We start from the raw sequence: 23,261 nt of genomic DNA, 5'->3' as shown, positions 1-23,261 counted from the left end.
CGTTCAAATTTAATTATGTGACTTGTTCGCCATTTTAATTCTCTATTTTCCAATAATTTAAAAAGCAATTCCTACCTACATGAAAAAATAATAAGGACTACCCTATGCTCGAAGAGTTAATAAATGTAGAGCTAATCAATGTAAATATTGTCTCTAAAAATAAACAAGACCTCTTCAAGGAACTCGCTGCACCGCTACTGAAAGAGTCGAGAATTAAAGATTTGGATGTATTTCTTAAAGGAATTGAAACTCGAGAAGCACAGTGTACAACGACAACTGATGGAATTGCGTACCCACATTGTAAAAGTGAAACCGTTATTTCGCCTGCTATATCAGTCGGTATAGCACCAGACGGTATTGAATACGATCAAGACGATGATGAGCCTCAACCCAAAGTCTTCTTTATGATTGCTTCTCCGGCAGATAGTGATTATCACATTGAAATACTGAAGGCCCTATTCGTTAAGTTTGACCCAGAATTTGTAACTAACTTGTGTAATGCAAACTCTGCACAAGATGCACTAAATATAATAAAAAAGGACTAATATCGTGACTACTCAAACTTTTTCCCGTCTGAAAGGACACTTATTATTTGGTACCTCCCACATGCTTCCATTCATTGTGGCAGGTGGGGTGTTATTATCCATCGCGGTAATGTTATCTGGTAAAGGGGCTGTGCCTGACAGTGGTATTTTGGCCGATATATCGACGATAGGTATTAAAGGATTAGTTCTATTCCCTATTATTCTTGGTGGTTACATTGCTTACTCTTTAGCGGACAAACCTGCTCTTGCTCCAGCGATGATTGCGTCTGGTTTAATGTCTGATATTGGTGGTGGTTTCTTAGGGTGTATCGTGACAGGCTTCATTGCCGGTTATGTAGTAAGACAGCTTAAAAAGATCCCAATACCGGCCAATATGAAGGCATTAGGTGGTTTCTTCCTATACCCTCTAGTCGGTACGTTAATCACCTCAGGTATCGTATTGTGGGGTATTGGTGAGCCAATCAAACTGGGTATGGGCGCGATGAACGCAGGCCTTACTAGCATGGCTGGCGCAGGTAAAGTGGCTCTTGGTGCGTTGCTTGGTGGTATGACTGCATTTGATATGGGCGGTCCAGTAAACAAAGTGGCAACTCTATTTGCACAAACTCAAGTAGGTACTCAACCATGGTTGATGGGTGGCGTTGCAATCGCTATCTGTACTCCACCACTAGGTATGGCTCTTGCGACTTTCTTGTTTCCTAAAAAATTCAACTCTGATGAAAAAGAAGCGGGTAAAGCGGCTGTCATCATGGGCTCAATTGGTATCTCTGAAGGTGCGATTCCATTTGCTGCCAACGATCCATTGCGCGTGCTACCAGCAATCGTCGCCGGTGGTATCGTAGGTAACGTGATAGGTTTCATGGCCGATGTATTGTGTCATGCTCCTTGGGGTGGATTGATTGTACTACCTGTTGTTGAAGGCCGTACCTCGTACCTAATCGGTATTATTGCCGGCTCACTAACGACTGCGTTAATTGTTGGTTTGTGGAAACCAGTGGTTACTGAAGATGATGAAACTGTTAAAGATTCTACAGCGGCTCCAAGCGTAGCTATCCCAGCAGGTAACTCAGGCCACCCTGATATCGTAGCAGTATCTTGTTGCCCATCAGGTGTAGCGCATACCTTTATGGCTGCGGCTGCTCTAGAAAAAGCGGCTAAAGCGGCGGGCATTAATATTAAAGTTGAAACTCAAGGCCAAGATGGCATTCAAAACCGTATTACTGCTGACGATATTAAACATGCTAAGAAAGTAATTTTAGCCCACGATATCCAAGTGAAAGAGCCTGAACGTTTTGCAAGCTTAGAAACAGTAGAATGTTCAACTAAAGACGCTATTAAGAACGCTGCAGGTTTATTTGCTTAGGTTTTGACCTTAATAGTCTTCAAATTACGCGTCCAATATTGAAGATTATTATTTAAAATCTGCATTGTTCTCATGGGAAGATAGCCGGAGCTCTCTTCCCATTTTTTATTTTCCTTTCTTAATATCCACAATAGTAATACTAATAGCCGTTATTCATTGGCTATATCTGTATATGAAACACTCGTTTCTGCGCAATTAATGATGTCTTAATAGTGTATTCATATAAGTTAATATGGACGCTGTGCAAATCTCATATAGAAAAGTGCTAGTCAGTCCTTATCATTTCATTGAATAATATTTCTCGTTATATAGATAATTTATCCTAATAGAACTCACCCTAGGTAAGCCATACTCTTTTAATATTACTGAGTAAGTTATATTGTTAGGATTGCTTTAAGTGTGGCTAGCTTCTAGTAAATAGATTTATTAAATATGCATCGCGTTTTAGTGCTATATCGTTTATTGATTTGTTTTTTAGAAGACACACTTCTTAGCGCATGATGTTTTACTTTCTGGTATTTGAAAGTGTCACTGTGCAAGTTAATTTCTTGGCATGGATATTTAAGGCTATAGATGTTGATTAAAGTATTCTAAAGAGCAATCAATCGTCATTCAGCCTGATAGTTTTAAAGTGTTTTCCTGCTAGGCAATAAAAAGGCCATGCAAAGGGAAAGCTTGCTGGTGGTTTATCTATCGATATCGCGTTAATACTTTTGCTGAGCTTAAGCTGCCTTTGTCTTAAGTTGCCTCTCCTTAAGCTGTAAGGAAACTGTCTGACGTTCTATCGTCAATCACAGTGAAGAGTCAGTCTGTCGGGAGTATGGGGTGGTTGTGGCTGGGATGGTATTTAAATGGCCTGCAAATAAAAAAGCTTGGCTCCGAAGAGCCAAGCTATATAGGCATTGATAACCTTAATGGGTATTAGCTTTTCGCTAATTGATCCGGTTTCATTGCTTGGCTTACATCATCTGTCATTACAAAGTGAAGTTCGCCACCTGCTTTGAACTCAGTAAAATCGAAGGTAAAGTCTTTATTTAATGGCTTACCGTTGATAGTCGCTGATTTAATGTATTTATTGGTGTCGCTGTTGTTGTCTGCGGTAATGGTAAATACCCCATCTTGCATTGGGATTTGTACTTTGTCGAACAGAGGTCGCGCTAGGGTAAATACAGGATCAGAGCCACTGACTTGATAGAAGCCCATCGCAGACATGATATACCACGCTGACATTTGACCTTCATCTTCGTTACCCGCCATGTCATCACGAGCCGTGCCATACAAGGTGTGCTGAATATTATCAACCACTTCTTGAGTGTGCCAAGGTTCAGATGTCCAGTTGTATAGGAATGGAATGTGATGCGAAGGCTCGTTACCAAACGCAACTTGTCCTAACATCCCGGTCATATCGGCGGTTGTCGTACATTGCGCAGGGTCGTCACTTGCACATTTATTGGTGAAGACTTCGTTTAGGTTACTCAAGAAGGCGTCATTACCCCCCATAGTGGCTTTTAGGCCTTCAACATCTTGCGGTACAAACCAAGTCCATTGCCATGCCGTACCTTCGGTGTAATCGCCGGTGCCGTGGTTGGTTTTATATGGGTGGAATTCCCCGTCATCAGAGGTAGACCATTCGCCGTTAGACCATACTGGACGCATAAAGCCCGTCATGTTGTATTTTTCTTTCCAGTTTTCACTTGGATTATCAGGGTTAGAGGCGTTCCAATATTTATGCCAGTACTGAGAGCGTAGCTCGAAGGTTTTCGCAATATCATCACGATGTAGAGCATTAGCTATCATTACTACAGCATGGTCGAAATTGGCCATTTCTAAGCCGTATGAGACAGACTCATTTTGACCATTTTGCTGACCTTTCGCAGGCACAAAGCCACATAAAGACTCTTTTGCTGGCGCTAATGGGTCACATTGAGTATTGCTTGGTTCGCCTAAGCTGTTGTGCGAGCCATCGACGTATTTTAAGTTTTCTTTTTGCACGCCATCATAGACTTTCCAGCCCGGATCAGTGTTAGATATTTCGGCGTAGCTCTTATAGTGCGTAGAGCGCAGCGCCGCCGCTAATGCTGTTTGTTTTTCTTTATCGGTAAATTGGTCTGGGAATTTAGTGATGGCATCGGCAATTACTGCAACCGCAGGGTAGCCCACCATAGTGCCGCTGTAGTCACCATGAAGTTCCCATTTTGGTAGCAGACCACCTTCTTGGTATTTTCTAAGAAGATCTTTGGCTAATTCAACCGCGTGTTGTGGCTCAATAATGGTTTTTAGCGGATGCAATGCACGGAATGTATCCCACAATGAGTAGACGCTATACACTTTAGAGTTAGGGTCTGTGGCGGTTTTCACAAACGAGTAATCACCGCGAGTCATACTGCGATATTGACCATCAGCATCTTGGAAGATGTGCGGCGCCATATTGGTGTGGTACAGCGCAGTATAGAAGGTTGTTAGATTCTCTGGTGTACCACCTTCAATCTTGATTTCATTCAGTTTTTTATTCCATAAGCCTTTGTTATAAGCGCGAGCTTCATCGAAAGTACGAGTACCTTCTATATCGAAGTTTTGCTCTGCACCTTGCGGGCCAGTATATGAAATTCCCACTTTGGCATTGATTTGGTGGACACTAGGATCGCCACTAAAATCAAGCTCTAGCACGCCATTTTTATCTTGGCTCCAAGATGATGTTGACGGGATTTCAATAAACTCTGGGGGCATTTTGAAGCTATGGTCAAACTTCACATAGAAGTACGTTGATTGGTGCAGAGTAAAGAACGAGGCAATAGTTTGTTTGATGCGTATGGTTTGATTATCCACAATTTGATAGTCAACAGAGTTGAATTGCTTATTGTATCGGTCAAAAACAAAACTGATTTTTGGCTTAGCGCTATCAGGGAAGGTGTATTTATGATAACCGACACGCTCGGTGGCGGTAAGTTGTACATCGATATTACCTTCTTGAATTTTCACGTGGTAATAACCCGGAGTGGCTTCTTCAGTCGATTTATCTATATGGGGGCGATAAGTCTCAATTTTAGAACCACTAGGCATACTTTCGGTGGTATACGGCAGCATTTGGAATTCGTTTAAACCGCCAATACCTGTACCACTAAGTGCGGTATGACCAAAGCCTAGAATCGCGGTGAAATCAGTATGATAACCAGAGCATCTAGTCCACCAATCAACGCCTTCATCGTCAACAATCGGTGTCATTTGTATCATCCCATTGGGTGTCACAGCGCCAGGGTGAGTATGTCCGGTGCCACCGGTACCAATGAAAGGATCAACATATTGAGTCAAGTCTTCAAGTTGTCGAGGTTGAGCTGCGGTAAGAAGTTGTTGCTCGACGTTTTGTGTCTGGGTTGGTGTCGGAGTTGGCGTTGTTTTTTCTACTGCTGGTGCATTTTTATCAACGCTGGCTGCGGTGTTATCACTATTATCATTACATGCGGTTAAGCCACCTAGTGCCACAATAATGGACAATGAGAGTAAACTAAAGTTATGTTTCACTGTAACTTCCTTTTATTAATTGTAGGGTGTTTTTATTATTTTCAGCTGTTCGAAAATGTATTTTAACTGCGTTTTATAACGTTAAATAATACAATTGCGAAAGTAATAATTATCTATATATTAAGAATAATTGGCGTACATAAATTAACTTAAAATATCTTTGTTTTTAGTGAGTTAGGTCGCAACGGGGCTTCACTTTAAATGAAATGTAAAATTCCAGTTTTCTAATATATTTAGAGATATTAATTATCCTGAATATATAATTAATAGGGCGCATAAAAAAGCTTGATTCAAAAGAACCAAGCTTTTATTTATGCATATTCACTAAATTATTGTGATTGCTATTAGCCGTTTGCTAGCTGAACAGATTTCATCGCTTTGTTGACATCATCAGTCATAACAAAGTGCAATTCGCCACCTGCTTTGAATTCTGAGAAATCAAAGGTGAAGTTTTTATCAAGCGGTTTGCCGTTAATAGTGACAGACTCAATGTATTTGTTGGCTGTGCTGTTGTTATCAGCCGTAATGGTAAATACGCCGTCTTGCATCGGAATCTGCACTTTCTCAAACAGAGGTCGTGCGACAGTAAGTACAGGGTCGGAACCACTGACTTGATAGAAACCTAATGCTGACATGACATACCATGCTGACATTTGACCTTCATCTTCGTTCCCTACTATGTCATCACGGTCAGTTCCGTATAAGGTGTGCTGAATTTTATCCACCACTTCTTGTGTGTGCCAAGGTTCTGATGTCCAGTTATATAGGAATGGAATATGGTGCGATGGCTCGTTACCAAATGCCACTTGCCCTAACATACCCGTCATATCATCGGTGGTGTCACAGGTAGAATCATTAGCACTGTCACACACATTAGAGAACACTTCGTTTAGGTTGCTCAAGAAGGCATCGTTACCCCCCATGATGGTTTTCAAGCCTTCAACATCTTGCGGTACAAACCAAGTCCATTGCCATGCAGTCCCTTCGGTATAGTTACCAGAACCATGGTTAATGAGGTAAGGGTGGAATTCACCATCATCAGAGGTAGACCATTCACCATCAGACCATACTGGACGCATAAAGCCGGTCATGTTGTATTTTTCTTTCCAGTTTTCACTTGGGTTGTCTGGGTTTGAGGCGTTCCAGTATTTGTGCCAGTATTGGGAGCGGTGCTCAAATGTTTGGGCAACGTCATCACGACCAACAGCGTTGGCAATCATTACTACGGCATGGTCAAAGTTGGCCATTTCTAAGCCGTAAGAAACAGATTCATTTTGACCATTGTCACGGCCTAACGCAGGTACAAAACCACATAACGAATCTTTGGCTGAAGCTAATGGGTCACATTCGCTGGTCATTTGTTCATTTTGGGTGTTGTAAGAGCCATCGACGTATTTTAAGTTCTCTTTTTGTACGCCGCCGTAGACTTTCCAGCCTGGGTCAAATTCTGCCACCGCACTTTGACTTTTATACACAGCAGAGCGAAGTGCAGCAGCTAGCGCGGTTTGTTTTTCTTGTTCGGTAAATTGGTCAGGGAACTTAGTGATGGCATCGGCAATTACTGACACCGCTGGGTATCCCACCATCACACCAGTATAGTCACCGTGCAATTCCCATTTTGGTAAGATGCCACCTTCGGTGTATTTTCTGAGCAAATCTTTAGCCAATTCAACCGCATGTTTAGGCTCAATGATGGTTTTAAGTGGGTGCAAGGCGCGGAATGTATCCCATATTGAGTACACACTATACACTTTAGAGTCTGGGTCGGTGGCTGTTTTAGTCACAGCAAAATTACCGCGACGCATGGAACGATATTGGCCGTCCACATCTTGGAAGATATGCGGTGCAATATTGGTATGGTAGAGCGCGGTATAGAAAGTGGTGAGATCTTCAGGTGTGCCACCTTCTACTTTGACTTCGTTTAATTCTTTATTCCATAAGCCTTTAGTGTACGCATAAGCCTCGTCAAAGGTACGATTACCCTCTACATCGTAGTTTTGTTCAGCGCCCTGACGACTGGTATAAGACAAGGCAACTTCTGCATTAACTTCATGTACATTTGGATCTTCGCTGAAATCTAACACCAGTGAACCTTGGTATCCATACCATGCTGAGACAGGGTGATAAAGTGGCCCTGTTTTAAATTTATGGTCAAACTTCACGTAGAAGTAAGTGGATTGTTGCATGGTATTGAATGAAGAAATTGTCTGCGTAATGCGTATGGTTTGATCATCGACAATGGTGTAGGCAAAGGTGCTCATGAACTTGTTAAAGTCACTAAATGATAAGGCGACTTTAGGTGAGGTACCTTCAGGGAATGTGTATTTATGGTAGCCGACACGCTCGGTTGCGGTGAGCTGAACATCAATATTACTTTCCTTGATTTTCACATGGTAGTAGCCCGGAGACGCTTCTTCGGTAGATTTATCAATGTGCGGATGATAAGCGGTAATATCGATATCTGCTGGCTTACTTTCACTGGTAAATGGCAGCATTTGGAACTCGTTTAAACCACCAATACCGGTGCCGCTTAGTGCGGTATGACCAAAACCAAGTAGTTCAGTAAAGTCGGTATGGTATCCAGAGCAGACTTTCCATCCATTGCCACCTTTGTCATGAACAATTGGCGTCATTTGTACCATACCATTGGGTGCGACGGCGCCAGGATGAGTATGCCCTGTTCCACCTGTACCGATGAAAGGGTCAACATATTGAGTTAAGTCATCCAGTTGTCTAGGCTGAGAGGCGGTCAGTAGCTGCTGCTGTTCTACTACGGGTGCTTTATGCGCAGCAGTTTTTGCTGCTGGAGTTGTTTTTGCCGTCTTCGCCGGAGTGTTATCACTGTTATCGTTACATGCAGTTAAGCCACCGAGTGCCACAATGATGGATAGTGAGAGTAAACTAAAGTTATGTTTCACAGTAACTTCCTTTTATTAATAATTGTAGGGTATGTTTGTTTTTATTTTTAATATAAATTTTACAAATTAATTCTGTTGCTTTAATTATTGCGTCCTGAAAGGGAAGTAGTATTTTTTAACCTTAAATACTACAAGTAAGTATATATCTAGAAGCAAGTTTGAATAATGTTTTTGTTGATTTATTGCTGTCTAAAGTATTGCTAAAGTGCTTATGAATCCGTGACTTATATCGCAATGACTCGCGTCACCAAATGAAAATTAACATTGCACTTTTACGTGTATGAATAATGAGTCTGAATCACTTTAAAATTAATAATGTCTTATTGTGTAAATAACCAAGAAATTACCGTTAAGGAATGATTTTTAATACTTATTGTCACTGTTTTTCATTATGTATAGATATAAAAAATAGCTTGGCTCCGAAGAACCAAGCTAACGTTTTTATTTACCTAGCGATGGATGAAAAGGGAGCTTAGCTTTTGGCTAGTTGATCCGCTTTCATTGCTTGATTAACGTCATTAGTCATCACAAAGTGCAGTTCACCACCGGCCTTCAAATCTGCAAAATCAAAAGTGAAGTTTTTGTTGAGTGGTTTGCCGTTAATAGTCACAGATTGAATGTATTTATTCGCTGTGCTGTTGTTTTCTGCGGTAATGGTAAATACGCCATCTTGCATAGGGATTTGCACTTTCTCAAACAGAGGACGTGCAACCGTCAAGACAGGATCTGAACCACTGACTTGGTATAGCCCAAGTGCAGACATCACATACCATGCCGACATTTGACCTTCATCTTCGTTACCGACTATGTCACCACGATCTGTGCCGTACATAGTGTGCTGAATTTGGTCAACCACTTCTTGAGTATGCCAAGGTTCACTCGTCCAGTTGTATAGGAATGGAATGTGTTGTGATGGTTCATTACCAAACGCTACTTGTCCCAACATACCGGTCATATCTGGTGTGGTTGCACAGGTCGAATCCTTAGCACTGTCACACACATTTGAGAACACTTCATTTAGGTTGCTTAAGAAGGCGTCATTGCCACCCATGATAGTTTTTAAGCCTTCCACATCTTGTGGCACAAACCATGTCCATTGCCATGCAGTCCCTTCAGTGTAGTTACCCGAACCGCTGTTGGTTTTGTAAGGGTGGAATTCACCATCATCAGAAGTGAACCAACTACCGTCAGACCATACAGGGCGCATAAAGCCGGTCATGTTGTATTTTTCTTTCCAGTTTTCACTTGGGTTGTCAGGGTTAGAGGCATCCCAGTATTTGTGCCAGTATTCGGAGCGGCGCTCAAATGTTTTCGCAACATCATCACGGTTTGCAGCATTAGCAATCATCACCACTGCATGGTCAAAGTTAGCCATTTCTAAGCCGTAGGATACCGATTCGTTTTGACCATGGTCATGGCCTAGCGCTGGAACAAAGCCACACAATGAATCTTTAGCCGGTGCCAATGGATCACATTCAGTGCTCATTGGTTCATCTAGGCTATTGCGAGAACCATCAACAAATTTTAAGTTCTCTTTTTGTACGCCGTCATACACTCTCCATCCTGGGTCAAATTTCATCACTTCGTTACCGCTTTTGTAAACAGCAGAGCGCAGTGCAGCAGCCAATGCGGTTTGTTTTTCTTGAGCGGTGAATTGGTCAGGGAATTTGGTAATAGAATCGGCAATAACGGCAACAGCAGGGTAGCCCACCATAGTGCCGGTATAGTCACCGTGCAGTTCCCATTTCGGTAGAATGCCACCTTCTTCATATTTTCGAATAAGGTCTTTGGCTAATTCAACGGCGTGTTTAGGCTCGATGATAGTTTTAAGTGGGTGCAAGGCACGGAATGTATCCCATAGTGAGTACACACTAAATACTTTAGAGTTAGGATCATCGGCGTGTTTGACTATGGTGTAATCGCCGCGGCGCATGGTGCGGTATTGTCCGTCAACGTCTTGGAATAGATGCGGCGCTAGCTCTGTATGATAAAGCGCGGTATAGAAAGTGGTGAGATCTTCAGGTGTACCACCTTCCACTTTGACTTCGTTTAGCTCTTTGTTCCACAAACCTTTGGTGTAGGCATGGGCTTGTTCAAATGTGCGAGTCCCTTCGACATCAAAGTTTTGCTCTGCACCTTGTAAGCTAGTGTACGAAATACCGACTTTGGCATTGATTTGATGCACATCACCATCGCCACTAAAGTCGAGCACTAAAGTGCCAGACTCAGTTGGTCCCCACCATCCTTTGATTTGGTGGAACTCTGGGTTGGCTTTAAATTTATGGTCAAACTGCACATAGAAGTAGGTATCTTGTCGCAGTGTGTAGAATGAAGAAATGGTCTGCGTCACACGTATGGTGTGATCATCGACAATAGAGTAGTCGACCTTGTTTGTTTGCTTATTGAAGTCAGTAAACACTAAGTTGATCTTAGGTTTGGCACCATCAGGATAGGTGTATTTGTGGTAGCCCACACGCTCGGTAGCGGTGAGTTGAACATCAATATTGCTTTCTTTAATTTTCACATGATAGTAGCCCGGAGACGCTTCTTCGGTGGATTTATCAATATGCGGATGGTAGGAAGTGATATCCGCATCTTTTGGCATAGTTTCAGTGGTAAATGGCAACATTTGGAACTCATTTAAACCGCTGATCCCAGTACCACTAAATGCTGTGTGCCCAAAGCCGATAAGCTCAGTTTCGTCATCATGGTAACCGGAACACACTTTCCATTTTTCCGTGCCAGTATCGTAGACAATCGGTGTCATTTGCACCATGCCACTTGGCGCTACAGCCCCCGGATGAGTATGGCCTGTGCCACCTGTACCGATGAAGGGGTCGACATATTGGGTTAAATCATCAAGCTGTCTAGGCTGAGCTTGTGTCAATAGGGTTTGCTGCTCAATGGCGGGTGTTATTTCTGCTGCTACCGTTGGCGCCGCTTTTTCAACCTTCGCTGTAGTGTTATCACTGCTATCGTTACACGCAGTTAAACCACCTAAAGCAACGATGATGGATAGCGAAAGTAAACTTAAATTATGTTTCACAGTAACTTCCTTTTATTAATTTGTAGGGGAGATGTTCTTTTTATTATTAATAAGGTAATACAATTAATCACCTGTATTGAATTTACTAATCAGTAGACATGTTAATGAAACAACAATAATGGTTGTTTCATTATTTAAATATTAACGCATTAAATAATACAATAATTAACTAGGTCTTATTTTTGTCGGTGATATTATTGTTGTGCTGATTGGTTGCTATTTAAATTATGGGTAAAGTGCTTGTGAATCCGTGACTTAGGTCGCAATCAACTTTGTGTTTGAATGGGAAGTAATATTTCATTTTTAGTGGTTAAAATAAAAAGTGTTATTAAATTCAGTATGTTTTACTTTATTTTCAATAAATGGATTTTCATTATTATTAATAATAAGAGAAGAATAAATTTAAATAATTGAAGGAAGTTTATTCACTTAATGAAAGAGGAATTAAATTCATTTTATTCATAATTTTTGAATAGTGCTTTGCTGAGGGTAACGAATTGTATAGTCATCGTAAATGACGGCAGTTTTATACAAACCTTATATTGCAACTGACACTGTTAGCAGGTGTAAAGTGCACTGATTTATGCCATGAAAGTTTAAACAAAGTCGTATATGGTAGGCAGTTCAAAGTTTGCATACAGCCTGTGATATTTCGGTAGCTATAGGGTTTTAAAAGAGGTTTTACAATGAGTTACAAGTTAGAAGTGGATTTACATACTCACACCTTAGCAAGTGATCATGCTTACAGCACCATACATGATTATGTGCGTGAAGCGCCAAAGCGCGGCATACGTTTATTTGCCAATACCGATCATGGCCCTGATATGGAAGATGCGCCTCATAAGTGGCATTTCGTAAACAGTCTGACGTTCCCTCGAGTTGTGGACGGGGTCGGTATTTTACGTGGCATAGAGAGCAATATTAAAGATCTGCAAGGCAATATCGATATTGATGAGTCTATCCGTAGCAACCTAGATATTATCCTTACTGGCTTTCATCCACCTGTGTTTGCCCCTCGAGATATCGATTCAAACACTGAGGCGATGAGTAACGTCATTAAAAGTGGCAAGGTGCATGTGGTGACGCACCCCGGCAACCCGAATTTCCCAATTCATATCGAAGAGATAGTTAAACTGGCCGCAAAAGAAAATGTCGCCCTTGAAATAAATAACAGCTCTTTTTTATATTCAAGAAAAGCCAGTTATAGCAACTGTAAAATATTGGCGACGCTAGCCAAACAATACGATGCGCCAATCAGTGTTGGCTCAGACGCGCACAATGCATGGGATTTAGGGCGTTTTGATGTCGCAAAAGCATTGATCACAGAAGTAGGTTATCCAGCGCAGCGTGTGGTGAACAATACCGTTGATTCATTGTTTGCCTATCTTGCGACAAAAGGTATTGATATTGCAGACGAATTTGAATTTTAAAGCTATTTAGTTAAGGCTATTTTGTAGTTTAATAGAGGGTAAACAATGGATATAGCCCAATAGGACTGTTGGGCTTGGTATTAACTTTTAACACCAATCACACTAAGTAAGTGATCAGAACTAGCGCCGTTATCGAGCATTTTCACAAGCTAGAATGACCCGTTATTTAGTACGATTGGTATAAGCATGCGATTGGATCATGAACCTAATAACGAAAACTGTTGCTATCTCTTATGTTGTTTTACTGTCAGTCATTATGGGCTTTGCGCTTTTCTCCGGTGTTGTTGTGGCACCTGTACTGTTTAACTCGATTACATCCCTAGGGGAGCCCATACTCAACCGCTTCCAAGAAGGCTTGTTGATGACATCGGTATTTGTCCGCTTATCTTACCCCTTAGTTGTGGTTTGTTTGGTGTCACTGGTTTATGAATTGTTCCAATATCTGAAAAAAAGTGCAGATTGGTTGGCTTTGATCAGCATGATTTTGATGGTGGTGACGGGATTATTATTCGTTTTCTATTTCGTACCTGCAATCGTTCATATGCAAGAAAGAGGCCCTTTGGTTACACAAAGCGCGGCATTTTCATCGATTCATAAAGCGTCTGAAATTTGCTTCAAAATTACGGTTATTTCCGGAATTGTTTTAGCGGTCCGTAATATTCTTAAGTTAATTCGCTAGGGTTTACTGCATTACAAGTGGCTTGCATTGCCATATTTTTGGCAGCAAGCCCCATATCTGGGTACTTATCTCTGAAAAGCAAAATGGGAAAACCCAAAACTGTCCCCTATGTTTGCAATATCCATAACTGAAACCTCATAACTGAAACCTCATAACTGAAAACCCATATTTGCAAACCCATAACTGAAAACATAGTTTGGTTTTGGGGTTTGGCTATCTTAGTTCATACTCCACCCCATTATTCAACTGAGCGCATTAGATTTGTTATTAATCATATTAATGTGCCTGTGAATACATTTATGAGTAGGGGTGTGTAATGAGTTTGAAGATGAAAAGTGTCGTATTAGTGGGTATTTCAGCTTTGGTATTAAACGGCTGTGACGTCGCTACAGTGGATCACATTCAAGATAAACTGCAAACGACGCTAGATCATGCGGGGCAGGAACTGAATAATCTGAAGGTCGAAGCGAAACTAGAAAAAACTTTTCATCTTAGCCACGATGATGCGGTTTATGTCACTGAACACCATTTTGAGCAAGCTAAATACGTATCCAAAGTTGCTAGCCCTATCTTTACCGATGTAAAGTTTAACTTTGCCACTACTGCAATTGTTGCTGATTGGGGAAACACACTTCAAACGCCACAGCAATGGGATACCCAAGCCGAAAATAACGTTCGTCGTATGCTTGGGCAAATTGCCTTTATTGTGAATACAAAAGAATTTGCAGATCGCTTTGATAGTGCAGGTTTAGAAAAAATGGATGCGAGTGCATTTCATTCAGGTAGTGGCGATGCGAGAACTATCCCATCTAATTACGTGGCATTTAAAGATGTTGTGAATGATCGCATCCAGTCTTGGAGCGATGCCACTTATCAAATGGTGGCATTTAATGTTTCTGCATCGAACAAAGGAACGGCAAATAATGGTCAGTTTGACAGTGTGCAAGGCGAGCCTAAGCTGTACGTAAGTTTAAGTGCCGCGCAAAAAACGGCTGATTTGCACAAAAATGCGGCGCAGCTGCTGCGTGAATTAACTCACACTGTTGGTTATGCGCATGATGGCGCGCTAGATACATCAACGCCGAACAACATTCCTTATTACGTTCAAGCGATTACTTCTGAAGGCGGTATGAACGATATCAACTGTGATATTTTGCTGAACAACGGCCAATTGCAAAACGGTGTGTGGGTTTCTAATTGTAATTCAAATGCATTAGATGCAGATCCTACTACGCAAACACCACCGTTAACTGCAGATGATGGCGCTCAGTATTTAAATATCAATTTATTTGCTCGACTATTTGGCCAATCAGACGTGTCAAAACGTTAAGTCACTTTATCGAGTTGCTCTTGAATGAATAGACCTTAAATAAATGGGGCTTAAATCAATGGATCTTAATGAACAGATCTGTTGCATCAGAGAATGAAAAAAGCCGACAAATCTTAATTTGTCGGCTTACTTTTATCTTTTTATCTATCTAGTTTACATTGCCGGGCTATTGCAATTCGTAGCCATAAGCGCTGCTTTTAGATTAGACGTTTCTTCTAGCGCGACCGCGGACAAAGAATCCAGATAGAATCAGCATTAAGGTCAAGAAATCAAAGCTACCACCGCTTGAACCTTGCACATCGCCACCTTCTTGTGAATCGTTGTCGTTACCGTTATCGCCTTCAGGAGTATTGTTGTCTCCATCTTCAGAACCGTCATCACCTTCAGGTAGGTTGTCATCGCCGTCTTCAGAACCTTCGTCATTGTTGTTGAATGCGAATACAACAATTGTTGGATCGTGGTCAGAAGAGCGGTATGCGTCGTTAAACTTCACTAGATCGCCAGTGTACTGGTTAGCGTATTCAAATAACGTCGATTCAACAGCGTTAATTGACCATACTTCAGCATCAACAACGAAATCTTTAAGCTCATTATCAACTAGCACGTAATCTAGCGTACCCATAGTGTCGTTGTATGAATAGCTGTAAGTCTTTGGCTTAAGCTCTTCAACAATGTCTAGGTAATCAAATGATTCTTCGATTAACGCGCCTTCTTCACCGTGCAGTAGAGTACCGTTTGTTGCATCGCCACCAATGTAAGTGTTACGCGCTGCGTGGATTTCATAGTCTGCTGGTGCATTGTCGCGGTTGGTCAATACCAAGATAGCATCTTCTTGACCGTAGCTGTTAAGGTCACCCATAACCACTTTGTAGCCGTCGATCTTGTTCAACTCTTGAGCCAGTTGGTAAGCCGCTGATACACGGAAGTGCTCACAGCTACCTTGCAGGTTCACATCGTCTTCTTGATCAGCCGTTGCTTCATCTTCCCAACACGTCGAACCTTTTGATTTGAAGTGGTTGGTCGAGATCACCAGATCTTTTTCTGCATTTTCAACAGCGAAAGAAGCAGTGAATGCATCACGCTGATACGCGCTCTTAGTGCTGCCATTTTCTGTTACGTGCTGCTGTGGCAGTTCAATCACGTAAGTGTCATTTAGCGTAGCAGTGCTAGGGCGATAAATGATTTTGTTAGTGATTGCATCTGTACCGACAAAGCCTTCACCTTCAAGGTCGTTAGGCATAGCAATTTGGTATTGGTCAGCTTCGTCTAGACGACTGTTTAGCGCTTCAACCAGAACATGGATAGCAGAGTTTTCGTCAAAACCGTTGTTTTCAATTTCAATTAGACCGTAGATGTCAGCGTCGATAGCAACCAATGCACTAACGATTTTCTCTAATTGCATATCAAATTCAGCAACGCTTTCTGCGCCACGGTTGCTGTTGGTTGGGTTATCGCGACCACCAAATGGAGAGTTGAAGAAGTTAAGCACGTTGAAGCTAGAAACCACTAAGTCTCCCTCTTCTAGGTTAGGTGCTTGTGAACGTTCGTTCTCAACAAAAGTGCTGTTGTCAGCTGTGTTGTGTACGTATAGGCGGTATTCAGAATATGAGTAACCTAGTACGCCTGTTAAACCTTCTTCGCTAAGTTGCGCGCCAACACGGATGTAGTCATCACTAGTGCCTGTGCCGTTGTCTTTTGCAAAGTTAGGGTACCAAGGTACAACGCCATCTGCTGCATCCATTGATGATTCAACAAATAGACGACGATCAGCGTTGCTTGCATCTTGCTCAGCTGCGCCATCCGTTAGTGGCGTGTTAAGTTGGTTTGGATGGTAGTTAACTGATTGATGAGCCAGTACCATGTTGTTGCGGTATGCGCTGTAATCAAAACCAAAAGTACGTGCAACGTGCATGTCAGTTTCAGCGTTTACACGCACCAACATACCTTCGTAACGCTCTAGCGTTTGTTCGAAGTTTTCATCGCTTTCAAGGGCGGTAATTGTCGTTGGCTCAATGTTTTCACCTTCGCCAAGCACTTCAACAAATGCGCGCGCTGAAGTAGAACCTAGCTGAGTCCAAGAGTAGTGCTCTTGCACTTTTGCGGTAACCGCAACTTCGTCACCGACCTTGATGTTGCTAACAGCAGCGCTAACAAAAATGCCGTTTGAAGCATTGGTAGTCGTGTCTGCTGGATCTTGCATAAAGAATCCAGTAAGAAGATCGTTATCTAGATTTGAACTTTGTACGTGAGTGACAACGCCTTTTACAACAAACGTTTCTTCTGATTCAAACTGATAGTTTGCAGGATCTGTGTACGGTGACCACTGACCTTCGCCTTGCAGCTGTGCAATAGTGGCTTCTTCACCAACGGGTGCTTCAGGCGCTTCTCCCGAATCACAACTGGCTGCGATATTACCTATGTCGCTCCAGTCATTTTGAGGGAATGTTAGCCACTGTGATTCATTCCAAGTGCCATTCGCTGAGTAGTCACAGCGAACCATAGTCCTCTCATCATTAAAATTATGATCAGACTCACCACTTGGTCCAAATAAATCAATCACTTCACCGTTCAATACGAGACGAAGTGGGTCATTACCGTTGAAGCTTACAAGGGTGTTATCTACGTCATCAAATAGTGCTTTTAAGTCCGCTACAGCACTAGAATTTCCAACAACGTAAGTTTCGAAAGGCTGTAGAGTGATTCCGTCAAGTGAAAAGCTCGATCCCCAAACGCCGTCAAGGTTGAGCTCTTTTTGCAAAAGATAGCCGTCTAGAGTAACTGCACTATCGCCAATGTTGGCAATTTCAATGGCTTTATTATTACCTGATCCTTCAACCACTTCTGAAATTATAATATTGGCATTTGCACCGCCAGCTGCTAATAAGCAGGGTAGAGTCCAAGCCATTTTTATCTTGTTCATTGTTTTCCTTGATATAGGTTGTTTTGCTTGGCCGGAATCTTAATTATTAAATATTACATTTATATTTTTTGATAAATTTATAAAAATAGTGAGTTTATTTATAAGTATATATATATTCATTTCTACATTATAAATACTCAACTTACTGTAATTTATAGTTAATTACGCCTAATAAATGCTCTTTTGCAATGTAATTAAAGTGTAACTGTCATAGTAAGTTAATATTTTAGTTCTCAATTTAAACCCCAATAAGTAATTATTCATGACAAATTAATCATTGTCATAATTCCTTAATTTATAAACTTTAGGATGCATCGCATATTCAACATCACAAGACTGAAATTGAAAAAATAGGAATTGAAATGAACAAGAAAATATTAGCTTTAGCTGTTGTAGCTGGCTTAGTAGGTTGTAATTCTTCTAGCTCAGATAATGAAGCGCAAAGCGGTGAATCATTTGACCTTCGTATTTTGCACATCAACGATCATCACTCAAAACTAGATGCAACAGGTCCAGTTGAGTTGACTCTTGGTGGTGTTGATGCTGAAGTTGAAGTAGGTGGTTTCCCACGCCTTGTAACTAAGTTTAACGAACTGCAAAACGACAACACGCTTCGTTTGCATGCGGGTGATGCAATCACAGGTACTATGTACTACAGCTTGTTCCGTGAAGAGCTTCCTGATGCACTAATGATGAACCAAGTGTGTTTTGATGCATTCGCATTAGGTAACCATGAATTTGATGATGGTAACGAGCAACTGGCTCACTTCATCGATACTTTACAAAATGGCACTGACGGATGTGGTACAGAAGTACTTGCTGCTAACATCGATGTACCTCCAACTAACCCTATTTACGATATGTATGCGCCGTACAAAATTTTTGACGTAGCAGGACAGAAAGTAGGCGTTATCGGTATTGATATCGCGGCTAAAACTCAGGTGTCATCTTCTCCTTCAGAAGACACTACTTTCCTAGACGAAGTAGAAACTTCTCAACAATACATCGATACCCTACAAGAGAAAGGCGTAGACAAGATCGTATTGCTTACGCACTACACATACGATAATGACGTTGCAATGGCCAGGCAGTTAACTGGTGTTGACGTGATTGTGGGTGGTGACAGCCACACATTGCTGGGCGATGAAGCATTCTATGATGCAATTGACTACGGTGAACCATTAGGTGAATACCCAACAGTAGTATCAAATGCTTCTGGTGAAGATGTATGTATTGTTACTGCTTGGGATAACGCGCAAGTACTTGGCGAGCTAAACATCAGCTTTGATGAAGCTGGTAACGTGACCCAATGTGCGGGTACTCCACACCTATTACTAGGCGATGAGTTCACTAACCCAGACGAGGAGAGCGACGGGACTCTAACTGCAGAGCAGATTGAAACAATCGAAACGTACATTGCAGATACTCCACAGCTAAGTATTGTTGACAAAGACGAAGTCACTTCTGAAAAACTGGCGCATTTTGCTGACCAAGTTGAAGAAAAAATGCTTGAAATTATCGGCAACAGCAACGGCTTACTATGTCATGAGCGTACGCCTGGTTCTTATCACTCTTCTGGTAGTACTTTGTGTCCTGAAGGCACCACTGAGCGTGACTTTATGAACAAGCACGGTAGCATCATAGCTAACGTAGTTGCAGAAGCATTTGTTGACATGTCTTTGCGTTCTGACCTTGCTATTCAAAACAGTGGCGGTGTACGTACGAATATCGTACCAGGTGATGTTTCTGTTGGTCACGCATTCAACGTTGTACCATTTACTAACTTTCTAGTGAACTTAGACATGACAGGCCAAGAGATTATCAACACGTTAGAAGACGCGATTGATAACGTAGCGGTAAACAACTCAAGTGGCGCATTCCCTGTGGCAGCGAACTTGCGTTTTGATGTCGATATGAACGCTACCAAAGGTGAACGTCTGAGCAATGTAGAAGCTCGTCGTAAAAACGCTGATGGTACATTTGGTGAGTGGCATGACATTGAACTAGATAATGAGTACGTGGTAGTAACAAACGACTTCATCGCCGCTGGTGGTGATAGTTATGACTCATTTGTTCAAGTATATGAAGATGCAGACCGTCGTGAAGATACTGGTCTTCTATACACAGATTCTTTGATTAACTACATCAAGAAACTAGAAGCAAACGGTCAGTCTTTAGAAATCCCTGAAGCGTCTGAAATGTCTGTACAAAACTTCACTCCTTTAAACTAAGAGTGCTGAGCTAACACAGCTTAATGCAAATTAGCGTATAAGACTTGAGGCTTATTATTGATTAATAAGCCTCATTTTTTATTTTTAATAGCGAGTAAATAAAAAGAGAGTAGTTCTGCCAAGGTATTGCGCTTTAGTCGTGCTAATACTGAACGAGCTCATCAATCTCATTTTTATGCTGCTGAGGTTTAAAGTTTGCACTTTTAATTTGTAATCAGGGTGTATTGGAAAACTTATTTATGTGCCATTGGATTAAAACGATGTTCGGAATTTGTTGACTACCACACAGCTTTATAAAATTGGGTTTGGTAAGGTTATCGTTAATGATGAGTATATGGAATGTATGGCTTTTGAAATCATATGACCTTTACCCCCCAAAAAAAAATTAACACCATGACTTTGATTCACAAAAAGTCATGAATAGCAAAAGATAAGAGTAATCCAAAATGATAGAACGCGTTTTATTTGGGATCACACTTGGTGTGGTCCTTTGGTGTTTTCTGCGCGAAGAAAAAATAGATTCAAATGTAGAAAATCACCCCTTCTTAGTAGGGATACTAGCTCTGTTCGCTATCGCGTTCATTATTTCATCTGCCAGCTTTGGGATTATATTTGCGGGTGCTGCGGTTATCGAAATAACCATAGGGTTTGCTATTGCCAATAAGGTTTTTGGTAGGCCTAGTTTCATGAGCCTTGAGCAGTATAACGCAATACATGAACAAAAAAGGCAAGAAAAACAACAAAAGGCCGAACTGAAAAGACAAGAAAAACAGCGAAAGGTCGAACTCAAAGCTATCAAGAAAGCCAAAAGAATTGAAGCCAGTAAGCGCCGAGTAAAGTGGTATTTTATCATCATCCTTATCGGTACTTTTGGGTATCAGGTAAGTTTAATTTGGGATAACCAGCCGCAAATACAAACAGAGACAGCAACAGAAACAAAAGTTGTAGCCACCAAGAAAACTGAAAATACCGGAAAACTCTCAGTCCCAATTTGGGAATACAAAGCGTGGCGTGTAGCCTCTGTTAACAACTACGTCATGATGAATGCGACAAACTCAAACAACGGTAGTTTTCTTGGTGTTCTGCGACGACTTGACGATTGTGACAGCCGAACTGTTATGTTAACCCTCAAAGCAAACCTGGCCGACCATGTAGACATCTATAGAAAAAGTGTTCAGCTACGCTTTACTAGTGAAAAAGGTGTAATAGCGTCCGCTCCTGCCAAAATCGATTTAATAAAGTCCCTATCCCAAGGTCAATATGGTCAACAAGTTGAGTATTCAATTTATCCAATCCCAGATAATCTAATCTCAGTATTTAAACACCAAAGCAGTGTAAGAGTTGATATTGACAACCTACAAAACTTCACTGGTGGAGTGAGTCTCTACGGAGCGAAATTTGATCTCTCTGGATTCACTGCAACCTACCACATGGCTGATGAGGCATGTCGCGATAAGGTAATACGTTAATTTAGTTTGATTGAACTACTAGCTTAAGCCAAATAAGCAATAAATGGGGTCAGGTCTTTCCTTTTGCACAAAAACCTTCAAAAGCAAAATTCAAGACCTGACCCTGAGATAGTTCTCGATACTTCGTGGCGAAGCCTGATCATCAAAAGGGATGTGTGGTGAAATAGGGACACCAGTGTGTTTCCATTCATCTTCATAGATGAACGAGAACTCTGTTTCGGTTCCGAATTGCTTCTCACACTGTTTTCACCTTGGGAGGTTATTTGGTTATGTGGATGAACAAATAAGTTTAAGTCGATAAGGCGTAACGACAGTCCTAAGATATCCATGAGGACAAGTACATTGGTAAAGGTGACACTGGTATCGCCTTTTTCAATCTTCATGATCGTCCTACGAGATAAATTAGCTTTTGAAGCGAGATCATCAATACGCCAGCCTCTATCGGTGCGCTTTGAGCGAATGGCGCTCCCCAGCATTTCCAAGCTAGACCAGAATTTAAACCTATATACCACCACACTTCGACCTAGAACCAAGTATCAATAAATCAGTTTGTTAGAATGCTCATATCAATTCAAGCAGATCAAAGAGAATAAAATATGATAGCTGTTATTTTTGAAGTTCAAATTGCTGAGGGTAAAACGGCAGAATACTTAGATATCGCCAATGAGATAAAGTCACAATTGTTTGAGATAGAAGGGTTTATTTCCGTTGAGCGTTTTCAAAGCCTTACCAATGAAGGCAAAGTCCTGTCTCTTTCATTTTGGGAAAATGAAGAGTCAATTCAAGAGTGGCGTGCATTAGAGTCGCACAGGTACGCACAATCTAAAGGGCGTGGTGGAGTATTTAAAGACTATCGACTGAGGGTCGCAGGTGTTATGAGGGACTATGGTATAAACCATCGCTCTGAAGCCCCTAAAGATAGCATCGAAGTTCATGGGTGATATGACGAAATTGATAATTGTCACGAGCCGATTTGTTATGCGTTGCGTTTAGTGTTTAAGTTGCTGCACGCAGACTCATTTTTCTAAGCGACTTTTGGTGCAAGGTCGCAAGCTCCCATTATTACACCAAAAGTAGCTTCGCATAACGCGCTCATGAGCAAGGCGCTATATGCCAGTAATCAGAAAGTCGATAGCGGCAATGATCTCGTCTCTAAATGTGCTGAGTTCATTGACAGGCTCACGTAGGATTTTAGTTGGTACACTTGCCATTTGGTGAGTCAAAATAACGAAGTCACCTTCATCAATATGTATCACAGGGCATAGGTGACTAGGTGCTTTCTTTTCTAACAATTCAACAGGTGTTAGTGGGATGACTAGTCGGGTGTTCAGTGTATCGAGTAATTCGCTCTGAACATCAACAAAGTAAGGGTAAGCAGTTGCAGTGCCCTTATCGTTGTTTTGGTATAGCGCAAATTGTGACATTAGAATACTCGGTAAGAGTCAGAAAATAGACCATGCTTTTCAGTGAGCTCGTTGCAAGCATTGATAGCTTCAGCATTTTGCTCTTGCCATTCAGCTTTAAGGCGTTGGCTTACTTCTTTCTCAAGGGCTTTTTCCATTGTTGCTGACAAGTTAATCTTCAGACGTTTCGCCTCTGCTAGCAGCTCGCTATTCAAACTTAAATTGGCTGCTTTCTTTGGTGCTTGTCTATCAAATGCGTTTCTCATAGTATCAACCCATGCGTATTTTGTATGCGCATTAATTATAGGTGTGCGCTAGACATATAACAAACAATTTTCCCCACGCTTGGCATTTTTGGTTTGGGTCAAGTTTAGTGTTTACGGCATCTAAATTGGGTGTTGTGCTAGT

14 protein-coding genes and 1 pseudogene are annotated in these 23,261 nt (G+C 41.5%); 8 read left to right on the top strand and 7 right to left on the bottom strand.

Features of this window, described 5'->3' with window-relative positions:
- Positions 1–104 precede the first annotated feature (104 nt).
- Complete coding sequence (locus OCU38_RS13120; protein WP_261824690.1) at positions 105–545, top strand: PTS sugar transporter subunit IIA; 441 nt, start codon at positions 105–107, stop codon at positions 543–545.
- A gap of 1 nt (position 546) precedes the next feature.
- Positions 547–1,908 carry a fructose-specific PTS transporter subunit EIIC gene (locus tag OCU38_RS13115; RefSeq protein ID WP_390625281.1) on the top strand — a complete coding sequence of 454 codons (1,362 nt, stop codon included), beginning with the start codon at positions 547–549 and terminating at the stop codon, positions 1,906–1,908.
- Positions 1,909–2,829: 921 nt separating this feature from the next.
- Here the strand turns inward: OCU38_RS13115 and OCU38_RS13110 are convergent.
- The 3 genes from OCU38_RS13110 to OCU38_RS13100 form a co-directional block, all read right to left on the bottom strand.
- Positions 2,830–5,427 (bottom strand): GH92 family glycosyl hydrolase, encoded by a 2,598-nt coding sequence (locus OCU38_RS13110; protein WP_261824688.1) that lies wholly within the window; start codon positions 5,425–5,427, stop codon positions 2,830–2,832.
- A 344-nt stretch (positions 5,428–5,771) separates the two neighbouring features.
- Positions 5,772–8,345, bottom strand: coding sequence for a GH92 family glycosyl hydrolase (locus OCU38_RS13105; RefSeq protein WP_261824687.1), 2,574 nt, complete (start codon positions 8,343–8,345; stop codon positions 5,772–5,774).
- 472 nt (positions 8,346–8,817) lie between these two features.
- A complete protein-coding gene (locus OCU38_RS13100) occupies positions 8,818–11,391 on the bottom strand; it encodes a GH92 family glycosyl hydrolase (RefSeq protein ID WP_261824686.1) in 2,574 nt (857 codons plus the stop codon).
- Positions 11,392–12,077: 686 nt separating this feature from the next.
- Here OCU38_RS13100 and OCU38_RS13095 point away from each other — a divergent pair.
- From OCU38_RS13095 to OCU38_RS13085, 3 genes are all read left to right on the top strand, one after another.
- Positions 12,078–12,821 carry a phosphatase gene (locus OCU38_RS13095; RefSeq protein WP_023403339.1) on the top strand — a complete coding sequence of 248 codons (744 nt, stop codon included), beginning with the start codon at positions 12,078–12,080 and terminating at the stop codon, positions 12,819–12,821.
- A gap of 199 nt (positions 12,822–13,020) precedes the next feature.
- Positions 13,021–13,500, top strand: a complete 480-nt coding sequence (locus OCU38_RS13090) for a DUF4149 domain-containing protein (RefSeq protein ID WP_023403340.1) — start codon at positions 13,021–13,023, stop codon at positions 13,498–13,500.
- 316 nt (positions 13,501–13,816) lie between these two features.
- Positions 13,817–14,830, top strand: coding sequence for a hypothetical protein (locus tag OCU38_RS13085; protein ID WP_261824685.1), 1,014 nt, complete (start codon positions 13,817–13,819; stop codon positions 14,828–14,830).
- A 202-nt stretch (positions 14,831–15,032) separates the two neighbouring features.
- On the opposite strand, the gene OCU38_RS13080 is transcribed toward OCU38_RS13085, so the two are convergent.
- The gene (locus OCU38_RS13080; RefSeq protein WP_261824684.1) at positions 15,033–17,750 is read right to left on the bottom strand and encodes an ExeM/NucH family extracellular endonuclease; all 2,718 of its coding nucleotides are present in this window, start codon (positions 17,748–17,750) and stop codon (positions 15,033–15,035) included.
- A 362-nt stretch (positions 17,751–18,112) separates the two neighbouring features.
- On the opposite strand from OCU38_RS13080, the gene OCU38_RS13075 reads away from it, so the two are divergent.
- Both OCU38_RS13075 and OCU38_RS13070 read left to right on the top strand, forming a co-directional pair.
- The gene (locus OCU38_RS13075; protein WP_261824683.1) at positions 18,113–19,981 is read left to right on the top strand and encodes a bifunctional metallophosphatase/5'-nucleotidase; all 1,869 of its coding nucleotides are present in this window, start codon (positions 18,113–18,115) and stop codon (positions 19,979–19,981) included.
- A gap of 446 nt (positions 19,982–20,427) precedes the next feature.
- Positions 20,428–21,450: a CGR1 family protein gene (locus OCU38_RS13070; protein ID WP_261824682.1), complete on the top strand. Its 1,023-nt coding sequence runs from the start codon at positions 20,428–20,430 to the stop codon at positions 21,448–21,450.
- Positions 21,451–21,671: 221 nt separating this feature from the next.
- On the opposite strand, the pseudogene OCU38_RS13065 reads toward OCU38_RS13070, so the two are convergent.
- A pseudogene (locus OCU38_RS13065) lies at positions 21,672–21,926 on the bottom strand (helix-turn-helix domain-containing protein); the annotation flags it as partial.
- 120 nt (positions 21,927–22,046) lie between these two features.
- Here OCU38_RS13065 and OCU38_RS13060 point away from each other — a divergent pair.
- Positions 22,047–22,391 carry an antibiotic biosynthesis monooxygenase family protein gene (locus OCU38_RS13060; RefSeq protein ID WP_261824681.1) on the top strand — a complete coding sequence of 115 codons (345 nt, stop codon included), beginning with the start codon at positions 22,047–22,049 and terminating at the stop codon, positions 22,389–22,391.
- Between the two features lie 165 nt (positions 22,392–22,556).
- Here the strand turns inward: OCU38_RS13060 and OCU38_RS13055 are convergent, their stop codons facing one another.
- Together OCU38_RS13055 and OCU38_RS13050 are read right to left on the bottom strand one after the other, a co-directional pair.
- Entirely contained in the window at positions 22,557–22,874 is a 318-nt protein-coding gene (locus OCU38_RS13055; protein WP_261824680.1) for a CcdB family protein, read from the bottom strand.
- Positions 22,874–23,119 (bottom strand): type II toxin-antitoxin system CcdA family antitoxin, encoded by a 246-nt coding sequence (locus tag OCU38_RS13050; RefSeq protein WP_152820370.1) that lies wholly within the window; start codon positions 23,117–23,119, stop codon positions 22,874–22,876. Before OCU38_RS13050 ends, OCU38_RS13055 begins: the two co-directional genes overlap by 1 nt.
- Positions 23,120–23,261: the final 142 nt, after the last annotated feature.

The sequence above is a fragment of the Vibrio neonatus genome (assembly GCF_024346975.1).
GTDB lineage: Bacteria > Pseudomonadota > Gammaproteobacteria > Enterobacterales > Vibrionaceae > Vibrio > Vibrio neonatus.
The sequence above is the reverse complement of the archived record's forward strand: the minus strand, read 5'-3'. Positions and strand labels throughout refer to the sequence as shown.